Annotated in this window: 10 protein-coding genes and 1 tRNA gene; 10 read left to right on the top strand and 1 reads right to left on the bottom strand. The window is 71.3% G+C overall.

The annotated features are described in order from the left end of the window. The first annotated feature begins 164 nt into the window (after positions 1–164). The 8 genes from OG841_RS21300 (at position 165) to OG841_RS21265 (ending at position 12,953) form a co-directional block, all read left to right on the top strand. Positions 165–2,540 carry a serine/threonine-protein kinase gene (locus OG841_RS21300; RefSeq protein WP_365121072.1) on the top strand — a complete coding sequence of 792 codons (2,376 nt, stop codon included), beginning with the start codon at positions 165–167 and terminating at the stop codon, positions 2,538–2,540. Positions 2,541–2,794: 254 nt separating this feature from the next. Continuing rightward, positions 2,795–2,992, top strand: coding sequence for a hypothetical protein (locus tag OG841_RS21295; protein WP_059209128.1), 198 nt, complete (start codon positions 2,795–2,797; stop codon positions 2,990–2,992). 258 nt (positions 2,993–3,250) lie between these two features. Then, entirely contained in the window at positions 3,251–6,073 is a 2,823-nt protein-coding gene (gene topA / locus OG841_RS21290) for a type I DNA topoisomerase (RefSeq protein WP_365121073.1), read from the top strand. Positions 6,074–6,209: 136 nt separating this feature from the next. After that, the gene (gene tmk / locus OG841_RS21285; RefSeq protein ID WP_328640045.1) at positions 6,210–9,398 is read left to right on the top strand and encodes a dTMP kinase; all 3,189 of its coding nucleotides are present in this window, start codon (positions 6,210–6,212) and stop codon (positions 9,396–9,398) included. A 141-nt stretch (positions 9,399–9,539) separates the two neighbouring features. Continuing rightward, entirely contained in the window at positions 9,540–10,745 is a 1,206-nt protein-coding gene (locus tag OG841_RS21280; RefSeq protein ID WP_371566540.1) for a DNA polymerase III subunit delta', read from the top strand. Positions 10,746–10,816: 71 nt separating this feature from the next. Then, positions 10,817–12,391, top strand: coding sequence for an alpha/beta hydrolase (locus OG841_RS21275; protein ID WP_371566539.1), 1,575 nt, complete (start codon positions 10,817–10,819; stop codon positions 12,389–12,391). Positions 12,392–12,498: 107 nt separating this feature from the next. Then, a tRNA-Thr gene (locus OG841_RS21270) sits at positions 12,499–12,572 on the top strand. 60 nt (positions 12,573–12,632) lie between these two features. Beyond that, positions 12,633–12,953 carry a hypothetical protein gene (locus OG841_RS21265; RefSeq protein ID WP_371566537.1) on the top strand — a complete coding sequence of 107 codons (321 nt, stop codon included), beginning with the start codon at positions 12,633–12,635 and terminating at the stop codon, positions 12,951–12,953. Between the two features lie 367 nt (positions 12,954–13,320). On the opposite strand, the gene fxsT is transcribed toward OG841_RS21265, so the two are convergent. Beyond that, on the bottom strand, positions 13,321–16,341 hold the full coding sequence (gene fxsT / locus OG841_RS21260) for an FxSxx-COOH system tetratricopeptide repeat protein (RefSeq protein WP_328640068.1): 3,021 nt from the start codon (positions 16,339–16,341) through the stop codon (positions 13,321–13,323). A 282-nt stretch (positions 16,342–16,623) separates the two neighbouring features. On the opposite strand from fxsT, the gene OG841_RS21255 reads away from it, so the two are divergent. Then, on the top strand, positions 16,624–18,801 hold the full coding sequence (locus tag OG841_RS21255) for a glycogen debranching N-terminal domain-containing protein (protein WP_328640069.1): 2,178 nt from the start codon (positions 16,624–16,626) through the stop codon (positions 18,799–18,801). A 76-nt stretch (positions 18,802–18,877) separates the two neighbouring features. Next, the gene (locus OG841_RS21250; RefSeq protein WP_328640070.1) at positions 18,878–20,047 is read left to right on the top strand and encodes a glycosyltransferase family 4 protein; all 1,170 of its coding nucleotides are present in this window, start codon (positions 18,878–18,880) and stop codon (positions 20,045–20,047) included. The last annotated feature ends 104 nt before the right edge of the window (positions 20,048–20,151 follow it).

Raw genomic sequence — 20,151 nt, 5'->3', positions numbered from 1 at the left:
GACTCGACCTCCTGAGGCCCCTGTGTCCGCTCTGACGGGATTGCCCCGGAAAAGGGCTCCTGTCAGTGGCAGGTGCGAAGCTACCTTCGAGAGACAGAGCTGACGCGTTCTCGGGGGAGGCGCGCTGTCTCGGACCCGGTGCTCGGGTCTCGGGGGGAGGCGTGATGGCGGGGGAGACGCCGGATCAGGGTGAAGGCAGGACCATCAACGGCCGGTACCGGCTGCTGCGGACGCTCGGCGCGGGCGGCATGGGCCGTGTCTGGCTGGCCTACGACGAGGAGCTGGCCTGCGACGTCGCGATGAAGGAGATCGCGCTTCCGGACACGCCGATGGACGTGGGCGAAACGGCCCAGCGCATGGCCCGGGCCCGCAGCGAGGCCCGGCACGCGGCCCGGCTGCGCGGCCATCCCCATGTGGCGACGGTGCACGATGTGGTGGTCCACGAGGGGCTGCCGTGGATCGTCATGGAGCACGTGCCGGACGCGGTCGACCTCCAGGCGGTCGTACGGCGTTCGGGGCCGCTGTCGCCCGAGCAGGCGGCCCGCATCGGCCTCGCCGTCCTCGACGCCCTCACCGCGGGGCACCGCGTCGGCATCCTCCACAGGGATGTGAAACCGGCCAACATCCTTCTGGCGCCGGACACTTCGGGCGACCCCTACGCGCGCGTGCTGCTCACCGACTACGGCATCGCCCTCCAGCCCGAGTCCCGCGAGCCCCGCCTCACCGCGACCGCCGGCATCCTCGGCACCCCCGGCTATCTCGCGCCGGAGCGCGCCCGGGGCGAACCGCCCACCCCGGCCGCCGACCTGTTCTCCCTGGGCGCCACGCTTTATGCCGCTGTCGAGGGCCGCGGCCCCTTCGACCGCCACGGCGAGTTCGCCACGCTGACGGCCCTGCTGGGCGAGGATCCCACCCCGCCCGTCCGGGCCGGTGAGCTCACGCCGGTGCTGCTGGGGTTGCTGGTCAAGGATCCCGTGCGCAGGTTCTCACCGGAGACGGTGAAGCGGGGGCTGGAGCGGGTCGTGCAGGGGGTCTGGGGCGCCGGGGGTGCGGCGGGGCCGGGGTACGGCTCCTCGGTGGGAGGATTCGGGCCGCCGGTCGGTGGCTGGGGGCCGGCGCCGGGGACTCCACAGACACCGGGGACTCCGCAAACGCCGCACGCTCCGGTGGGCGCGGCCGGAGACGGGGGTCCGGCCGACGCGCGCCCCGGCCCCGGGGATCCGGCCACCCCAGGGACGACACCCGGCTCGGCACCGCCGTACAACGCGTGGCCGCCCGCGCCAGGGCAGGTGCTGGAACCAGGCAACCCCTATGCGCAGGGGATGGGTTCGCCGTATGCGAACGAGGGCTCCTCGTCACCGTACGGCGGCCCGAGCTCACCGTACGGCGGCGCTGGCCCCGGCGCCCCCTACGGCGATGGGGCTTCGGCGCCGTACTCGGGCGGTGGTTCCTCGCCGCCGTACGGGAGCGAGACGCCCGCCGGATACGGCGGCTCGGGTGCGCCCGGCAGCCTCGCCCCCTTCGGCAGCCCCGCCCCCTTCGGCGCACCCACCGCCTTCGGCGGACCCGTCGGTCCTGGCGGACCCGGAGGCCGGGCGCCGTTCTCGTCGGCCCTGCCCCCGCCCTCGCCGCCGCGCCCCGCCGCCAAGAAGCGCCTCGCGATCGTCGCGCTCGTCATCGGTGTGCTCCTCGTGGTCGCGGGCGGTGCGTGGGGAGTCATGGCGCTGACCGGTGGCGATGGCAAGAAGGACACGGCGACCAAGTCCTCGCCGAACCCGAGCGCGCGTTCGTCACAGGGGGCGTCGCCCACCGGGCCCGTACTGCCGTACGGCGAGGTGGTCGGGCTCGACGAGCCCCTGGAGACCGGGGACTGCGTGCAGGCGGTCTGGTCGGGGACGCCGTTCAGGTCGGCGCCGAACCTGGGGGTCGTGGACTGCGCGGACGACTGGCCGGACGGCCAGGTGGTGGCCGTCGACACGGCCGCCGACTTCGCCGACGCCAAGGCCCGGGGCGCGAAACGCTGCGCCGATCTGAGCCGGCCCGTCGTGGGAGCGCTGCCGGACGCGGCCGGGTACGCCGTCGTTCCGACCGAGGAGGGATTCGGTGCGGCGGGCAGCGGTACGGCATGTCTCGTACTCGGCCGCCATGCCGCGATAGGCGGTGAGGTGGGCCGCTTCCGGGACCCGGGCACCGACCTGTGGGTGGGTCAGATGAGCGTCGGCGACTGCTGGGTCTACCAGCAGCTCGACGACGGCTACAAGGCTCCGCTCACCGACTGCTCGAAAGCCCATACCGACCAGGTGATCGGCACTGTTCAGGCCCCGGCCGAAATGAGCTACAAGAAGGGCACCGACAACGCGACCAAGTTGTGCGGCAACACATTCGAGTCGACCTGGGCGCCTGACCGGGAGCGTCTCGTGTACGGCTGGGTGGCCGACGAGGACGACTGGAAGAAGGGATTCAACAAGATCGTGTGCACGGTCAGCCTGACCGACAACAAGAAGTCGAGCGGGAAGATACCCCCGCCCGGCGCGGTCTGAATCCGGTCGGTTTCCGCGCCGAATCCGGTCGCGCCCCCTCGGAGTGGCGCGAAATCCGGGTGAGAACCGGACCGGATCCGTGACGGGCCGGGAGAGCCCGGGTGGCGATCCTGCGGTCGGCCGGTGACCGGTCCGGGGGAGTCCGCGGTCGTGTCGGTGCGGCGTTCACCCGGGGTTCGTCTGTCCGCCGCCCGCGCGTGCCAGTCTCCATCGAAGGTGCACGCGCGGGCAGGAGAAATGGGGCACAGGGAGCCATGGAGAGCGGACCGGCGATCTTCGCGGGAATGGTGTTCGCCCTGTTCGGAGGGGGGCTGCTGGTGTGGACCGCGGCCCGGGTACGCCATCGCGAACCCGTCGCCCACGGTGTGAGTCCCGTCGCATCCGCGACCGTCGCGACCCTCGCCGCGCTCATCACGCTGGCCCTCGCCGCATGGTGCTTCACCCGCCTCTAGGACGGCTCCCGGAACGTCTGCGCGAGCGGGGCGTGGGGTAATGGGGAGATCACGCTCCGGATGAGCTCGAAAAGGCCGGTGGGCGCTCGAGGCGGCAGGAATGGCGGTAGTCGGGTTACCGTTCGAGTGGCCGTTGCGGGCTTTTCCCGTTTGACACGGGGGCGGGATGTACCGTCACACTCCGCAGCGTCAGCATGACCCGACCCCGGGAACCAAGGCCTGGGGAGACCCCAGTGTCGACCGGAGAGAAGAGCGAAGTTGTCCCCGACCAGCGAGACCGCAAAGGGCGGCCGCCGACTCGTCATCGTCGAGTCGCCTGCCAAGGCGAAGACGATCAAGGGCTATCTCGGCCCCGGATACGTCGTCGAGGCGAGCGTCGGGCACATCCGCGACCTCCCCAACGGCGCCGCGGAGGTGCCCGAGAAGTACACCGGCGAGGTCCGCCGCCTCGGCGTGGACGTCGAGCACGACTTCGAGCCGATCTATGTCGTCAACGCCGACAAGCGGGCCCAGGTCAAGAAGCTCAAGGATCTGCTGAAGGACTCCGACGAGCTCTTCCTCGCCACCGATGAGGACCGCGAGGGCGAGGCCATCGCCTGGCACCTCCAGGAGGTGCTCAAGCCCAAGGTCCCGGTCAAGCGGATGGTCTTCCACGAGATCACCAAGGCCGCGATCCAGGCCGCCGTCGCCAACCCGCGCGAGCTGAACCAGAAGCTGGTCGACGCCCAGGAGACCCGCCGCATCCTCGACCGCCTCTACGGCTACGAGGTCTCGCCGGTCCTGTGGAAGAAGGTCATGCCGCGCCTGTCGGCCGGCCGTGTCCAGTCGGTCGCGACCCGGCTCGTCGTGGAGCGGGAACGCGAGCGCATCGCGTTTCGTTCCGCCGAGTACTGGGACCTGACGGGCACCTTCGCGACCGGCCGCGCGGGGGACTCCTCGGACCCGTCGTCGCTGGTCGCCCGCCTCCAGACCGTCGACGGCAGGCGGGTCGCGCAGGGCCGCGACTTCGACTCCGTCGGACAACTGAAGAGCGCGAACACCCTCCATCTCGACGAGGCGAACGCCCGCGCCCTGGCCGCGGCCCTGGAGCAGACGCGGTTCGCGGTCCGCTCGGTCGAGTCCAAGCCGTACCGCCGCTCGCCGTACGCCCCGTTCCGTACGACGACCCTCCAGCAGGAGGCCTCGCGCAAGCTCGGCTTCGGCGCGAAGGCGACCATGCAGGTGGCCCAGAAGCTGTACGAGAACGGCTTCATCACCTATATGCGTACGGACTCCACGACCCTGAGCGACACCGCCATCACCGCGGCCCGCGCCCAGGTCACGCAGTTGTACGGCGCCGACTACCTGCCGTCGTCCCCGCGCACCTACGCCGGGAAGGTCAAGAACGCGCAGGAGGCGCACGAGGCGATCCGCCCCTCGGGTGATCGTTTCCGTACGCCCGCCGAGACCGGCCTGACCGGCGACCAGTTCAAGCTCTACGAGCTGATCTGGAAGCGCACCGTCGCCTCGCAGATGAAGGACGCGACCGGCAACAGCGTGACCGTGAAGATCGGTGGCACCGCCGCCGACGGGCGGGACGTCGAGTTCAGCGCCTCCGGCAAGACGATCACCTTCCACGGCTTCCTCAAGGCCTACGTCGAAGGCGCCGACGACCCGAACGCCGAGCTGGACGACCGCGAGCGCCGGCTGCCTCAGGTCGCCGAGGGCGATGCCCTGAGCGCCGAGGAGATCACGGTCGACGGGCACGCCACCAAGCCCCCGGCCCGCTACACCGAGGCCAGCCTGGTCAAGGAACTCGAGGAGCGCGAGATCGGCCGCCCGTCGACGTACGCGTCGATCATCGGCACGATCCTCGACCGCGGCTATGTCTTCAAGAAGGGCACGGCACTGGTGCCGTCCTTCCTGTCCTTCGCCGTGGTCAACCTCCTGGAGAAGCACTTCGGCCGGCTCGTCGACTACGACTTCACCGCCAGGATGGAGGACGACCTCGACCGCATCGCGGCCGGTCAGGCCCAGTCCGTGCCGTGGCTGAGGCGCTTCTACTTCGGTGAGGGCGCAGCCGCGGGCGGCGCGGCCGACGCCGGCAACGGCGACGGGGACCACCTCGGCGGTCTCAAGGAGCTGGTGACCGACCTGGGCGCGATCGACGCGCGCGAGGTCTCGTCCTTCCCGGTGGGCAACGACATCGTGCTCAGGGTCGGCCGCTACGGCCCGTACATCGAGCGCGGCGAGAAGGACTCCGAGAACCACCAGCGGGCGGACGTCCCCGAGGACCTGGCGCCCGACGAGCTGTCCGTGGAACTCGCGGAGGAGCTGCTCGCCAAGCCGAGCGGTGACTTCGAACTCGGCGCCGACCCGGTGACGGGTCACCAGATCATCGCCCGCGACGGCCGCTACGGCCCGTACGTCACCGAGGTGCTCCCCGAGGGCACCCCGAAGACCGGCAAGAACGCCGTGAAGCCGCGTACGGCCTCGCTGTTCAAGTCGATGTCCCTGGACACGGTGACCCTCGCGGACGCGCTCAAGCTGATGTCGCTGCCGCGTGTCGTGGGCGCCGACGCCGAGGGCCAGGAGATCACCGCGCAGAACGGCCGCTATGGGCCGTATCTGAAGAAGGGCACGGACTCGCGCTCGCTGCAGACCGAGGACCAGCTCTTCACGATCACCCTCGAAGAGGCGCTGGCGATCTACGCCCAGCCCAAGCAGCGCGGCCGGGCCGCCGCCAAGCCGCCGCTGAAGGAGCTGGGCACCGACCCGGTCAGCGAGAAGCCGGTCGTGGTCAAGGACGGACGCTTCGGACCGTACGTGACCGACGGGGAGACCAACGCGACCCTGCGCTCCGGCGACAGCGTCGAGGAGATCACCCCGGAGCGCGGTTTCGAACTGCTCGCCGAGAAGCGGGCGAAGGCGCCCGCCAAGAAGACGGCGAAGAAGGCGCCCGCCAAGAAGGCCCCGGCCAAGAAGGCGACGGCCGCCAAGAAGACCGCGGCGAAGAAGACGACCACGGCCGCGAAGAAGACGACGGCGAAGACGACCACCGCGAAGAAGGCGACGGCTTCCAAGACGGCGTCCGAGGACTGAGTCCGGCCCTGTTGCGGGTCGGATTCCTCCACTGAGGCTTCGCAATGCGAACGCCCCGGCATCACTTTGGTGTCGGGGCGTGCGCACCTGCGGACGCGCTCCCCAGGCTGTCGGTGGCTCCCGATAGGCTGAATGCATGACCCGTGCCCAGCAGCCAACGGCCCTTGACCCGGCCCCCGACGACGCCCTGGTCGCGGACTCCCGCGAGCGCGCTGTCCGCGCCCTGCTGCGCAGGCCCCAGCTCAAACGCCTGTGGAGCGCCCAGCTCGTCGGCGGGATCGGCGACACCCTCGCACTCCTGGTGCTGGTGCTGCTGGTCCTTCAGGCGGCCATCGCCCAGGGCTCGTTCGGCGGTGGCTACCGGGGCGTGGCGTTCGCAGTGGCGACCGTCTTCGGTACGCGCATCCTGGCGACGCTGCTCTTCGGCGCCGTCCTGCTCGGCCCGCTGACCTCGCTCACTTCGCACGAGGGCCCGCTCGACCGCCGGTGGACCATGGTCGGCGCGGACGGAGTCAGGCTCGCCCTGCTCATCGTCGCGCCGCTGTGGATCGACTGGACGCCGGACAACGCCCTCGCGATGCTCCTGGTGACCGCCTTCGTGATCGGGGTCGCCGAGCGCTTCTGGACCGTGTGCCGCGAGAGCGCGGCGCCCGCCCTGCTGCCGGAACCTCCCCCGGAGGGGGCGACGGTACGACCGCTGCCGGACCACCTGGACGCACTGCGCCGTCTGTCGCTGCGGACGACCTTCGTGGCGATCCCGCTGGCCGGTGCCGCGCTCGTCGTCGCCGGTCTGCTCAACAACCTGCTGGGCTCCGGTCTCGACTGGTTCGGTCAGCACCAGGCGGCCCTCGCGTCGTACGTCGCCGCCGGTCTGTTCGCCGCGTCCCTGTCCGTGCTGACCTTCCTGGAACTGCCGGGCACGCGCACCCCGCGCGCGCGTTCGCCGCTGGAGGGGCTGCGTCGGCCCAAGACGGGCACCGGCGTCGACAAGGGCCGTACCGGCGCGATTCCACTGCTGGTGGCGGCCTGCGCGGCCGTCGCCGGAGCGATCGCGGCCGCCGTGGCCGTCGCCGTGCTGCACGCCAAGGACCTGGGCGGCGGCCCGGTGATGTACGGCCTGATGGTGGCCGCGCTGACCGGCGGTGTCGTGGTCGGTGTCCGTACGGCACCCAAGGTGCTGGTCACCCTGTCGCGGCGGCGGCTGCTCGCGCTGGCGATCGCCTTCACCGGCATCGCCCTGCTGGCCGCCGGGCTCGTCCCGGACGTCACCACCGTGCTGCTGATCGACGCGTTGGCCGGTGTCGGCGCGGGCGTGGCCGCCAACACCGGGCACACCCTGCTCGACCAGGAGACCGAGGAATACCGGCGGGTGCGGACCACCGAGCATCTGCACGCGGTCGTGCGGGTCGGCGTGGCGCTCGGCGCGCTCGTCGCCCCCGTGGTGGCCGCGGCGATCGGTCCGCACCGGCTGGTGAACGGCAAGTTCGTGTTCGCGCACGGCGGCGCCGCGTTCACCCTCATGCTGGTCGGCGCGCTGCTGCTGCCGGTCGCCGCGCTGGTGCTGGCCAAGGTCGACGACCGGTCCGGCGTCCCCCTGCGGCACGACCTGCGGGACGCGCTGCTCGGCGGCGACGACCCGGTGACCGTGCCCGCCGACAATGGCTTCTTCATCGCGCTGGAGGGCGGCGACGGGGCGGGGAAGTCCACCCAGGCCGAGGCGCTCGCCGAGTGGATCCGGGCCAAGGGCCACGAGGTCGTGGTGACGCGCGAGCCGGGGGCGACCCCGGTGGGCAAGCGGCTGCGGTCGATCCTGCTGGACGTGTCGAGCGCCGGGCTCTCGCACCGGGCGGAGGCGCTGCTGTACGCGGCGGACCGCGCGGAGCACGTGGACACCGTGGTCAGGCCCGCGCTGGAGCGCGGTGCGGTCGTGATCTCCGACCGCTACATCGACTCCTCCGTGGCCTACCAGGGTGCCGGGCGCGACCTGTCCCCGACGGAGATCGCCCGCATCAACCGCTGGGCGACGGACGGTCTGGTGCCCCATCTGACCGTCCTGCTGGACGTGTCCCCGGAGATCGCCCGCGAGCGGTTCACCGAGGCGCCGGACCGGCTGGAGTCGGAGCCGGCGGAGTTCCACGCGCGCGTGCGCTCCGGATTCCTCACGCTGGCCGCCGCCGACCCCGGGCGGTACCTGGTCGTGGACGCGGGACAGGAACCCGAGGCCGTCAGCACCGTCGTACGCCATCGGCTCGACCAGATGCTGCCGCTGTCCGAGCAGGAGATCCGGGAGCAGGAGGAGGCCCGGCGCAAGGCCGAGGAGGAAGCGCGCCGCAAGGCCGAGGAAGAGGCCGCGCGCAAGGCCGAGGAGGAGCGCCTGGAGCGGGAGCGCCAGGAGCAGCTGGCCCGGCTGAAGGCCGAGGAGGAGGAGCGCAAGCGGCGCGAGCTGGAGGAGGCCCAGCGCCGCGAGGCCGAGCGGCAGGCGGAGGAGGCCCGGTTGCGGGCCGAGGAAGCACGCAGGCGGGCCGAGGAGGAGCGGGTGCGTCTCCTCGCCGAGGAGAAGGCGCGCGCCGAGGAGGAGGCACGGCGCAAGGCCCAGGAAGAGGCCGATCGCAAGCGGGCCGAGGAGGAGGCGCGACTGCGTGCCGAGGCCGAGGAGCGGCGGCTGGAGAAGCAGCGCAAGGCCGAGGCGGCGTTGCTGCGGGCGGAGGAGGCCCGGCGGCTCGCCGAGTCCGCGGCCGCGGCGGCGGAGGCGGGGCCCAAGAAGGCTGCCGCTCCCGCGGCGGGGATGGACGCCGCGACCGTGCCCACGCCTGTGGTGACGCCGACGAACGCGTCGGGCGGGCCGGTGGACGAGACGGCTGTGCTGCCCCGGGTGTCCATGGAGAAGGACGACGAGGACGCGTCCGCAGACGGGACGTCCGGTGGGTCCGCCTCCGACGCCGACGTGACGGCCGAGCTGCCGCAGCCGCCGGTGCCTCCGGGTGCGGCGGACGAGACCGCGGTGCTGCCTCCCGTCCCGCCGGGGGCCGCCGATGAGACCGCGGTGCTGCCGCCGGTGCCTCAGGGTTCCGCCGACGAGACGGCCGTGCTGCCTCCTGTGCCGGGGGACGGGCCCTCGGATCGGGTGCCGCCGGGGTACTTCCGCGACGAGGAGCGGACGCGGGAGCTGCCGCAGGTCGACGAGACGGGGACGCCTAGGCGGAGGGCGCGGTCGGACTGGGCCGAGGAGACGCCGTTGGACGACCTGCCCACGCTCGCCGATGAGTTGCTCGGACCGCATGACGACGAGTACGGAGACGAGCGCGGCCGACGTCGGGGGCGGTAGCGGTCGTTCTGCGGTCACGGTGCGTTGTGGCCGGCCCGCACCGGACAACGGGGCCGACAACCGACTGTCGGCCCCGTTGTCAGTGGTCGCCCCCACAATGGATCCCGTAGTGCGAAACATGACGAAAGGGCGGCGTGACCCATGACCGTATGGGACGACCTGGTAGGCCAGGAGAGGGTGAGCGAGCAGCTCGCGGCCGCCGCTCGGGACGCCGACGCCCAGGTCACCGCCACCAGCACCGGCACCCCGCCGCCCGAGGCGTCGAAGATGACGCATGCCTGGCTGTTCACGGGACCGCCCGGAGCGGGCCGGAACCAGGCGGCGAGGGCCTTCGCGGCCGCGCTGCAGTGCGTCAGTCCGGACCGGGCTCTCGGGGGAATCCCCGGCTGCGGGTTCTGCGACGGGTGTCATACGGCACTCATCGGCACCCACGCCGACGTCACCTCCGTGGCCGCCGTCGGCAGCCAGATCCTCGCCGACGACATGCGGGACACCGTCAGGAAGTCGTTCACCTCGCCGGCCACCGGCCGCTGGCAGATCATCCTGGTCGAGGACGCCGAGCGGCTGAACGAGAAGTCGGCCAACGCGGTCCTCAAGGCCGTGGAGGAGCCCGCCCCCCGAACCGTCTGGCTGCTGTGCGCGCCGTCCATCGAGGACGTCCTGCCGACGATCCGTTCCCGCTGCCGCCACCTGAACCTGAGCACCCCGTCCGTGGAAGCCGTCGCCGACATGCTCGTGCGCCGGGAGGGCGTCGAGCCTGCCGCCGCGATGGCCGCAGCGCGTGCCACCCAGGGCCATGTCGACCGGGCCCGCCGACTCGCCACCGACCCGGCCGCCCGTGAGCGCCGCGCCGCTGTACTGAAGCTGCCCCTGCGCGTCGAGGACGTCGGCGGCTGCCTCAGGGCGGCTCAGGAACTCGTCGACGCGGCGGCCGACGACGCCAAGCAGCTCGCGGAGGAGGTGGACGGCAAGGAGACCGAGGAGCTGAAGGCGGCGATGGGCGCCTCCCAGGGCGGCCGGATGCCCCGCGGCACGGCGGGCGTGATGAAGGACCTGGAGGACAGACAGAAGCGCCGCCGCACCCGTACCCAGCGCGACAGCCTCGACCTGGCTCTGACCGACCTCACCGCCTTCTACCGCGATGTGCTCGCCCTCCAGCTCGGCTCACGGGTGGCGATCGCCAACGCGGACGCCGAGGACGCCCTGGAGCGGCTCGCCCGCGGCAGCTCCCCGGAGGCCACGCTCCGCCGGATCGAGGCGATCGGCGCCTGCCGGGAGGCTCTCGACCGCAATGTGGCCCCGCTGCTCGCGGTGGAGGCGATGACGATGGCGCTCAGAGCGGGTTGACCACGTCACTCGTACGAGGCTTTGTTTACACGGATTGCAATCAGTAAACTGCACAGAGTTACTCTCGCCTGATGTACACCAGGCGCAGCTCCCGCTCCTTCCGCACCGGCGGCACTCTTCTGGCTGCCGCGCTGCTCACCTCCGCCTGCTCCGCGGGTGCGTCGACGAATGCGGCCACCTCGGCCGCCGACGTGGCGCTGGCCGCGCTGCCGAGGTCGACACCGGCCGCCCTCACGCCGTACTACGGACAGAAGGCGCGCTGGCACGGCTGCGGGGACCCCGGTTTCGAGTGCGCCACGCTGAAGGTGCCGCTCGACTACGACAGGACGGCCGACGGGGACGTCCGGCTCGCCGTCGCCCGCAAGAAGGCCACCGGGCCGGGCAAGCGCCTCGGGTCGCTGTTCGTGAACCCGGGCGGGCCGGGCGCCTCGGCGGTCGGCTACCTCCAGGCGTACGCCGGGATCGGCTACCCGGCCGAGGTGCGGGCCCGCTACGACATGGTCGCGGTGGATCCGCGCGGCGTCGCCCGCAGCGAGCCCGTCGAGTGTCTCGACGGGCGGGACATGGACACGTATGCCCAGACGGACATCACCCCCGACGACGCGCGCGAGACCACCGAACTCGTCGACGCCTACAAGAAGTTCGCGGAAGGGTGCGGCGCGCACTCGGCGAAGCTGCTGCGGCATGTGTCGACGGTCGAGACGGCCCGGGACATGGACATCGTGCGGGCGGCACTCGGCGACGCGAAGCTGAACTACGTGGGGGCGTCGTACGGGACGTTCCTCGGGGCGACCTACACGGGACTGTTCCCCGGCCGCTCCGGGCGGCTGGTGCTGGACGGCGCGATGGACCCCTCGCTGCCCGCGAGCCGGCTGAACCTCGACCAGACGGTGGGTTTCGAGACGGCGTTCCAGTCGTTCGCGAAGGACTGTGTGCAGCAGTCGGACTGCCCGCTCGGCACGAAGACCACGACGACCGCGCAGGCCGGCCGGAAGCTCAGGACCTTCTTCGCCAAGCTGGACGCGCACCCGGTCCCCACCGGTGACGCGGACCGCCGCAGCCTCGGCGAGGCCCTCGCCACGACCGGCGTGATCGCGGCGATGTACGACGAGAGCTCCTGGGCCCAGCTGCGGGAGGCGCTCGGCTCGGCGATGAAGGAGAACGACGGCGCCGGGCTGCTGGTCCTCGCCGACAGCTACTACGCGCGGGACGCCGACGGCCGCTACAGCAACCTGATGTCCGCCAACGCGGCCGTGAACTGCCTCGACCTCCCGCCCGCCTACAACAGTCCGGAGGAGGTGGAGAAGGCCGTCCCGACCTTCGAGAAGGCGTCCCCCGTCTTCGGCGAGGGCCTCGCCTGGGCCTCCCTCAACTGCGCGTACTGGCCGGTCGGCCCTACGGGTGAGCCGCACCGCATCAAGGCGCAGGGCGCCGCCCCGATCGTTGTGGTCGGCACCACCCGCGACCCGGCCACCCCCTACCGCTGGGCCCGATCCCTGGCCGCCCAGCTCTCGTCGGCCCGCCTGCTCACCTACGACGGCGACGGTCACACCGCCTACGGCCGCGGCAGCACCTGCATCGACTCCGCGATCGACGCGTATCTGGTCCGCGGGACCCCTCCCGTGGACGGAAAACGCTGCTCCTAGCCCTGGTCGCGGGACGGCCCGGGGTGGCCCGAGGGCTGGTGCGGAGCACTCCTGGAAACTGTGTAGACTTACCGACGTTGCTGATCGCACCATGGTGCGGACGGCGCGCCGCCTTAGCTCAGATGGCCAGAGCAACGCACTCGTAATGCGTAGGTCTCGGGTTCGAATCCCGAAGGCGGCTCTCTTTGAACCCCAGGTCGAGTCCATGACCTGGGGTTTCAGCGTGTGGGCCGTTGTCCAAATGAGGGACTCCGGGGCATGGCAGGAGATCGCGGCTTTCGCCGTCGCGTATCTCACCGGCTCCCCGATGGTCGCCGAATTCACCGAGACCGAGCAGTGCCTGCTGGGCTGTGGCGAGCATCTCGTGGGCTGCTCGTCACTGTTCACCGACGGCTCCTGGGTCTGGCGCCGCGACCTTCAGCATGACGTGGGACGCCATGGCGTGATGCTGCCGTCGGAATTCGTCGAACGGATACGAGAGTTCGGCTGGGAGCCACCTGTCCACACCGTCGAAGCGTCGGTGGCGCGCCTGGCGTTGCAGACCGCCTGGCAGGTCGACTGATGTGGGTGGGGACGGCGAGGTGACGGGTTCGCGTGCGGAACGCCGTTCGGCCGGCAACGAGACCTTCCTGGGCGTGCCGCTGCGCTGGACACGGATCCGGTGCCGTCGCCCGCGAGGACGGGCGGCCGCTGCGGGTCGTCGGGGTCACCCAGAGCATCGGCGGGGCGGTCAGGGGCTCGCCCGGCAGGACCAGGCGGATCGCGAGGCTGAGGCAGGGCCATCTTCGGCTCACCGCGGGTGAGCCGCCGCTCCGGCCCGCGCCGGAGTTCGAGCGGTACGAACTCGACACGGGCGCGGGGACGTACGACCTCGCGGTGAGCGTGTCATCCGAGCCCGGCCTCCGAGAGTCGTCTCGTCGCCCGGGCGCTCAGGGATGACGGTCGTCCGCGATGTCGCCCGGGGACGGGGCGGGAGCGTCCCGCAGCTCCTCCTCGATCTGCTGGATGAGCGGGTGGTCCGTGGGATGCACCCGCAGGTAGATGTCCCGTGCCGTGGTCAGGTCCTCGCGCCAGCGGAGCGGCTGGCCACCGCTCCCCTTGCGGATCAGGGCCCGGCGGTGGCGGGCCTCGGCCACATAGGGGTGCTGGGAGCCGTACTTCTCGGTGTAGATCCGGATGGCGTTCTTGACCTCCGTCAACGCCGCCTCGCTGTTGCCCTGGTCGTGGAGGAGATGCGAGTAGCGGACCAGGGCGCAGGCCCGGTCGGGGTGGTCCCGGTCCCCGTCCATGTGGGGCGCGGACAGCACTTGGTCGAAGATCCGTTTCGCCTCGGCGAGGAGACGCTCGGCTTCCCGTTCCCCCGGTGAGGAACGCTCGCGCGCGGGGGAGCGCCGGTCGTCCCGCCCCCGGTACCTCGCCGCCCGCTGCCTGAGCGTCTCGCCCAGATGAACGGACGAGGAGAGAACGACCGGATGGCCCACCGCGTAGCCGGCACACTCCAGGACGTCCAGCGCGCTCCGCAGATGCTCCTCGGCTCCCTCCAGGTCATGGGAGTCCAACAGGGCCAGCCCCAGAGCCTGGTGGACGAACGCCGTACGGTTGCGTCGCGCGGGCTCGCCGTCTCCCGGCGCCCGCTCCAGCAGGTGCAGCGCCTCCCGGTGCAGGTCCAGCGCTTCACCGAGCCGCCCCTGCCGCCAGCGGACGAGGCCGAGGTCGCACAGGCCGTCGGCGATCTTCACCGGGTCGGTCTCGGAGAGTCTCCGCAGACGCAGCAGGGTCTGGGCCGCGGCCTCGGACGCCCCGTCGAAGTCACCGAGCTCGCGAAGGACCCGCCCCAGTTGCATGCGGCTCTCCAGCGTGCGTGGGTCGCGGTCACCGTCGAGACGCAGCCGTATCTTGAGCGCGTCCTCGGCGAAACTGCGCGCCTCGGGCAGCTCGGCACTCAGCACCTTGAGCCGGCTGAGGGACACCAGGGTGTTGGCGACGAGCGAGTTCTGGCGGCCCCAGAGATTCTCCCGCTGGCGCAGGGCGTCCATCAGGAGCCGCTCCGCCTCGGTGCGGTCGCCCTGCACACGGAAGTACTCGCCCATGCTCTGCAGCAGGGTCGAGGTGTTCTCGTCGACGACCCCGAGCCTTCCGCAGTGGTCGAGCACCACCCGGGCGTGCGGGAGCAGTTCGACGCACTGGGGCCAGGTGCTCTCCTGCTCCGGATCCTCCGGGAACCAGCCGTTGACCAGGCACACCGCGGCGGCCGCGTGGAAGATCTGCTCCTCCGGCGGCATCTCCTCGCGGATCACGGCCTGCACCTGGGTGTGCATCACGAGCTTGCCCTCCCCCGTGAGCAGCGAGGAGTTCCTGGCCGTGTCCTTGATACGGCGGTCGCGCAATGGCTGTGCCACCCCCTCGGCGAGCGGTCTCGGCAGGAGGTCGGTGCGCTGTCCGTCGGCTTCGAAGAAGTAGCTGGGTATGCCCTGCGGCGCGAGGAAGGCGCACAGACGCAGCAGCAGCCCCGCGAGCGCGTCCTTCGTCTCGGCCTGGTTGAAGGAGTGGATCCAGGCCGGGGCACCGCTCGGGCTCGTCTCCGCACGGGCGGACGGATCAATCTGCGAGGGCAGGTCCAGGGCCTGGAGGTACGCGTCTATGTCGGGCTCGTCGCGCAGGGAGGCCGCCGCGGGTTCCAGTGCCAGGGGCAGCCGTCCCAGCCGGTCGACGATCTTCGCCAGTCCGGCCTCGTCGTCGACCCCGCTCTCGTTGCGGAGAAAGGACACGGCCTCCTCCGCGGTGAACGCCTCCAGGGCGATGCGGTGGTGGGGAGCGCTGCGCTGCCAGACGGGGTTGACGGAGGTGATCAGAACCTGGCCGCCGTTTCCGGTGTCGGGCAGCAACTGCCGGATGGTGGAGTCGTCCTCCGCCCCGTCGTAGATCAACAGCGCCCTGGTCCTGGGTAACTCGTTGGACAGCAGGTGCTGGAGCGTCTGTTCGGGATCGCGGTCCTCGTGCTGTGCCCGCGTACCCGTCTGCTGATCGCGCAGGTCCTGGAGCTTGTGCGCCAGGGCGAGGAGACTCGCCCGGGCGGTCGGGGCATGGGCGGCCTCGACCCGCCAGATGACGTCGAACAGATCCTCGTACCGGCGGGCGTACTCCAGGGCCAGCCGCGTCTTGCCGATTCCGCTGAGGCCGTGGATCGCGCAGGTGCGCCCGCCGCCCGAGACGTCCACCGTGCCGAGGACCGCGCGCAGCAGGGCGAGTTCCTCGCGCCGCGCCGCGAAGTGCGACACCGCCCGTCGGTCGAAGTTGGTGACGAGGGGGCCGAGGGCCGGATAGCGCGGTTCGACCTCGCCGACCACGTGGGAGGCCGTGTACTCCGGCAGGGGGACCGCGCCGGCCTGGTGCAGCCGCGCGTCGATGGTGGCCGCCGCGTCGTCGGCGGTACGGCCGGCCAGCGTCAGCAGCTCACAACCGGCCCATCGCGTCAACGGGGGATCGTGGTGCGTGGTCACCAGGGCGAGTACGGACTTGCCGCGAGCGCGGGCCACCCGCGTGTGCTCGGTCGGGTGAGGCGTGTCGTCCAACGCCCGGGACACGATGATGAGTTCATGATCAGGGGCGACCTCCGGGGGAGGCGGCACCAGTTGCTCCGCCGGAGCCCACGGCCGGGTGGAGGTGAGATACCCGATCCGCCGGAGCCGCCAGGCCAGCCAGTGTGCCCAGGGTTCGTCGCCGTGCGGATGGCTGATCAGCACCTGCGGCGGAGTACCCGCGGCACGTGCCCGTAAGGAGTTCCCCGAGTAGGCGCCGAGACCGGTGCCCGCGGCCAGCAGGCAGATCACCAGGAACTGCGCCCATCCGCCGACGAACTTGACCCCGGCGAGGGCGCCCGCGGCCACGGCCGTGCCCGTGACGGCCAGCACCTGGTCCAGACGTCGCTTGCCCCGACTGTTACGGCGCATGGGATCCCCCCGCCCGACACCGTTCCCCCATGTGAGGCAACAATTATGGGGCGAAGAACGGCTTTTGGCGCCCCCGTTGCACAACTCATCCGCCGGTGGCTCGCCCGACCTCGCATGATGGCTGCGGCGGCGGCCAGCCGTTATCGTGGCTCCCCATCAAGCGGCTGCGCGGGTGTGTTCTCCGACGACCGCCCTCGCCACTTGCGAGGATGCGACGACTGCCCGACGGGCCGGACCGGCATGGTCGCAGTGGGCCTCGCGGCGCTTTGGAAAGGTACTTCAGTGAACGACTCCGCCTCCCCTCAGACGGGCCGTCAGCCGTTTCTGGACGATACGGTGATCTGCCTGTCCGCGCCGTCGTTCGCGATGTCGTCCGAGGACGGACAGCTGCGGGGAACCGGGGTCGACGGCTTCTACGACCAGGACCGAAGGCTGCTGCACACGCTCAGGCTGCTCGTCGACGGCCAGGAGCCGGAACCCGTCGCCCATCGTCCGGAGGGTTCCCGGGAAGCGCTGTTCAGGGCGGTGTGCCGGTCCTCGGAGGACCCGACGTCGGCTCCCTGGCTGCTGGTCGCGCGGGAGCGCGCCGTACGGCGTCCGGACCGGGGCGAGTCGGGCGATGCCGTTCTGCTCCAGAACGTCAGCGGCCGGGCGGCCCGGTGCACCGTCTCGGTGGTGGCCGCCACCGATCTCGCCGACGTCGCCACGATCAAGGCGGGCCTGCCGGTCGACGACGTTCCCTGCGAGCAGGTGGAGGGTGTCGTCCCCACGGTGCGGTGGCACAGCCCGCACGACAACAGCGAGGTTGTGCTGCGGATCGAGCCCGTACGGCCGGACGCGGGCGGGCCGCTGCCGCGGATCACGCCGGTCGAGGGCCGGCCCGGGCAGGTGGAGTTCCGCTGGGAGCTGCTGCTGCGGCCGGACGAGGAGTGGTCCGTACACCTGCTGGTGCACGGCAAGACCACGACCGTGGCGGGCTATCCGGTGCCGCCCCGGCAGGGCACCCCCTGGCAGCGGGCCGAGGTGGACGGGCACGCGCGCATGGCCGCGCTGCTGGAACGGGCCCTGGCCGATCTGGAGGCGTTGCGGCTCGCCGACCGGAACAGCTCCGCCGAAGAGCGCGAGGATCAGTTCGTGGCCGCCGGCTGCCCCTGGTTCCTGGGCCTGTTCGGCCGTGACAGCATCTGGGCGGCCCGCATGATGCTCCCGTTCGGGGCCGGGCTGGCCCGCGGCACGCTCTGGGCCCTGGCCAGGCGCCAGGGCACGCGCCACGACTCGTTCACGGACGAGGCTCCCGGCAGGATCCTGCACGAGTTGCGGCCCGCGGAGACGCGCCACGGAGACGGCATGGTGCTGCCCGCCCGCTACTACGCGTCGGTGGACGCGACGCCGCTGTTCGTCGTGCTCCTGCACGAGGCATGGAAATGGGGCCTTGCCGAGGAGGACGTCAGCTCGTTGCTGCCGTACGCCCGGGCCGCCATGGGCTGGGTCGAGCAGGCGATGGGCGGCAACGACCTGATCAGCTACGGCAAAGGCCGGGCGGACGGGCTGCTCCACCAGGGGTGGAAGGACTCGCCCGACGCGATCCGTGACGCGGAGGGACGGCGCGTAGACCCGCCCATCGCCCTGTGCGAGGTACAGGGATACGCCTACCAGGCCGCCATGGGATACGCCGAACTCCTCACCGTGCTCGCGGGCGAGGAGAAGGAGGCCGAACGGTGGCGGGAACGGGCGGAGCGGCTGCGCACGGCCTTCCACCGGTACTTCTGGGTCGACGGTCCGGACGGCCGACGTTATCCGGCCATCGCCGTCGACGGGAGCGGGCAGCCCGTCACCGGCCCGGCCTCCAACATGGGGCACCTGCTGAACTCCGGCATCCTCCAGGACGACAAGGAACACCGGTGGGTGGCTGAGGCGCTCATGTCGGACGAACTGCGGACTCCCTGGGGAATCCGCACCCGTTCCGCGCGGCTGGCCGGATTCAATCCGTTCAGTTACCACGGCGGATCGGTCTGGGCGCACGACTCCGCCATCGCCGTGCACGGGCTCGCCACCACGGGTTTCGTCGAGGAGGCCGCGACTCTGCTGGGCGGCATGCTCGACGCGGCCGCACACTTCGACTACCGCTTGCCCGAGCTGTACGCGGCCTACCCGTCGTCCCGGTTCGGACAGCCGGCGCCGTATCCCCCCTCCTGCCGGCCTCAGGCCTGGGCGGCGGCGTCCGCGGCACTGCTCTGTTCCGCCATGCTTCGGGTGGACGCCGACGTGCCCGGCCGGCGACTGACGCTACGGCCGATCGCGCCCTCACTCATGGCACTGAATTCCCCCTACTCTGTTCGGGGATTGAGGCTCGGCGAACGCTCGGTCGACGTGCGCGTGGACATCCACGGCGGCACGGAGGTGCTGGGTGTCGACGACGAGGAGTGGCGTATCGACGTATCCGGGTTCCGCACGACCTGACGCAGAACGGTCCCCGACGAGAGGGAGATACGTGATAGGCGGTGGGCCAACAGAAACGCGGTGCTCCATAGCCCTCGTGCACTGGGCCTTTCCGCCTACGGTCGGAGGCGTCGAGTCACATCTGGCCGACTACGCCGCCCTGTTGGCGCGCAGGGGCTACCGAGTGACCCTGCTCACCGGCGAGCCCCGCCCACAGCCGGTCGACCAGGTCGACATCCTCACCCACCCCCTGCTGCGGCTGGCGGAGTACCACCGCACCGCCCGGGATCGGGGGAGTAAGCGGTTGACGCCGCTCGAACAGCGTCAGGCCGCGGAACTGCTGGACTGGCTCACGCGGACCGTGGACAGCCGTGGCATACAGATCGTGCACGGACACAACCTGCACCACTTCTCGCCCGTACCTGCGCTGGCGCTGAGCCGGCTGCGGGAGCGTACCGGCACGCCCTTGCTGCACACGTACCACAGCATCTGGCCCGAGGATCCCTGGACGGCTCGGTTCTGCCGGTCGTGGGACGGCCACTACGTGGTGTCGGACTATCTCGCGTTCGCCTGCCGTACGCATCTGGGCATCCGCGCCCGGCGCACCTACCTGGGGATCGCCACCAGCCGCTTCCGCGATCTGCCGCCGGCCCGCGACAACGGCTCCAGCACCGTGCTGCTGCCCGCTCGTCTCATTCCGGACAAGGGCGCGGAGCTGGCCGTCCGCATGGTGGGCCGGCTCCGGCAGACCGGCCTGTCCGTCCGCCTCGTGCTGACCAGCCCGCACGAGGTCGTGGACTGGCACGAGGAACAACAGGGGTTCCTGCTGCGGCTCAACAAACTGATCGACGATCTGAACCTGCGTTCCCATGTGGATCTGGTGCCTACCCCCAAGGAGCTCATGCCACGGCTCTACGCACAGTCCCACGTGGTCGTGTACCCGTCCGACTACCCCGAGCCGCTCGGGCTGGCACCGCTGGAGGCGATGTCCGCCGGACGGCCCGTCGTCGTCACCGCGACGGGTGGTCTGCCGGAGGCCGTCATCCACGGCGGGACGGGGTACGTCGTGACGCCGGGGGATCTCGATCAACTGGGTGAGCGGGTGCGGAGTCTGATCCTCGACCCGGAGCTCTCCAACCGGCTGGGACAGCAGGGGCGCAGGCATGTGGAGCGTCAGTTCAACCTCGACACCTACGTCGACAAGATGTCCACGCAGTACTCGGCCTTTGTGGAGGACCGCGTCGAAGGCCTGCCCCGGAGCGGGTAGGCGGGGTCGTGGCCAACTAGAGGGATGACGCCTGCCGTTGTTTAGGCGTTACCGCCAATAACCGCCCGCCCGCTTTGGCGGTCTGCTGCCCTGCGCCACCGATC

Source organism: Streptomyces canus (assembly GCF_041435015.1).
In the GTDB taxonomy this organism is placed as follows: domain Bacteria; phylum Actinomycetota; class Actinomycetes; order Streptomycetales; family Streptomycetaceae; genus Streptomyces; species Streptomyces canus_G.
Note: the sequence above shows the minus strand (reverse complement) of the source record. Positions and strands in the feature narration are given on the sequence as shown.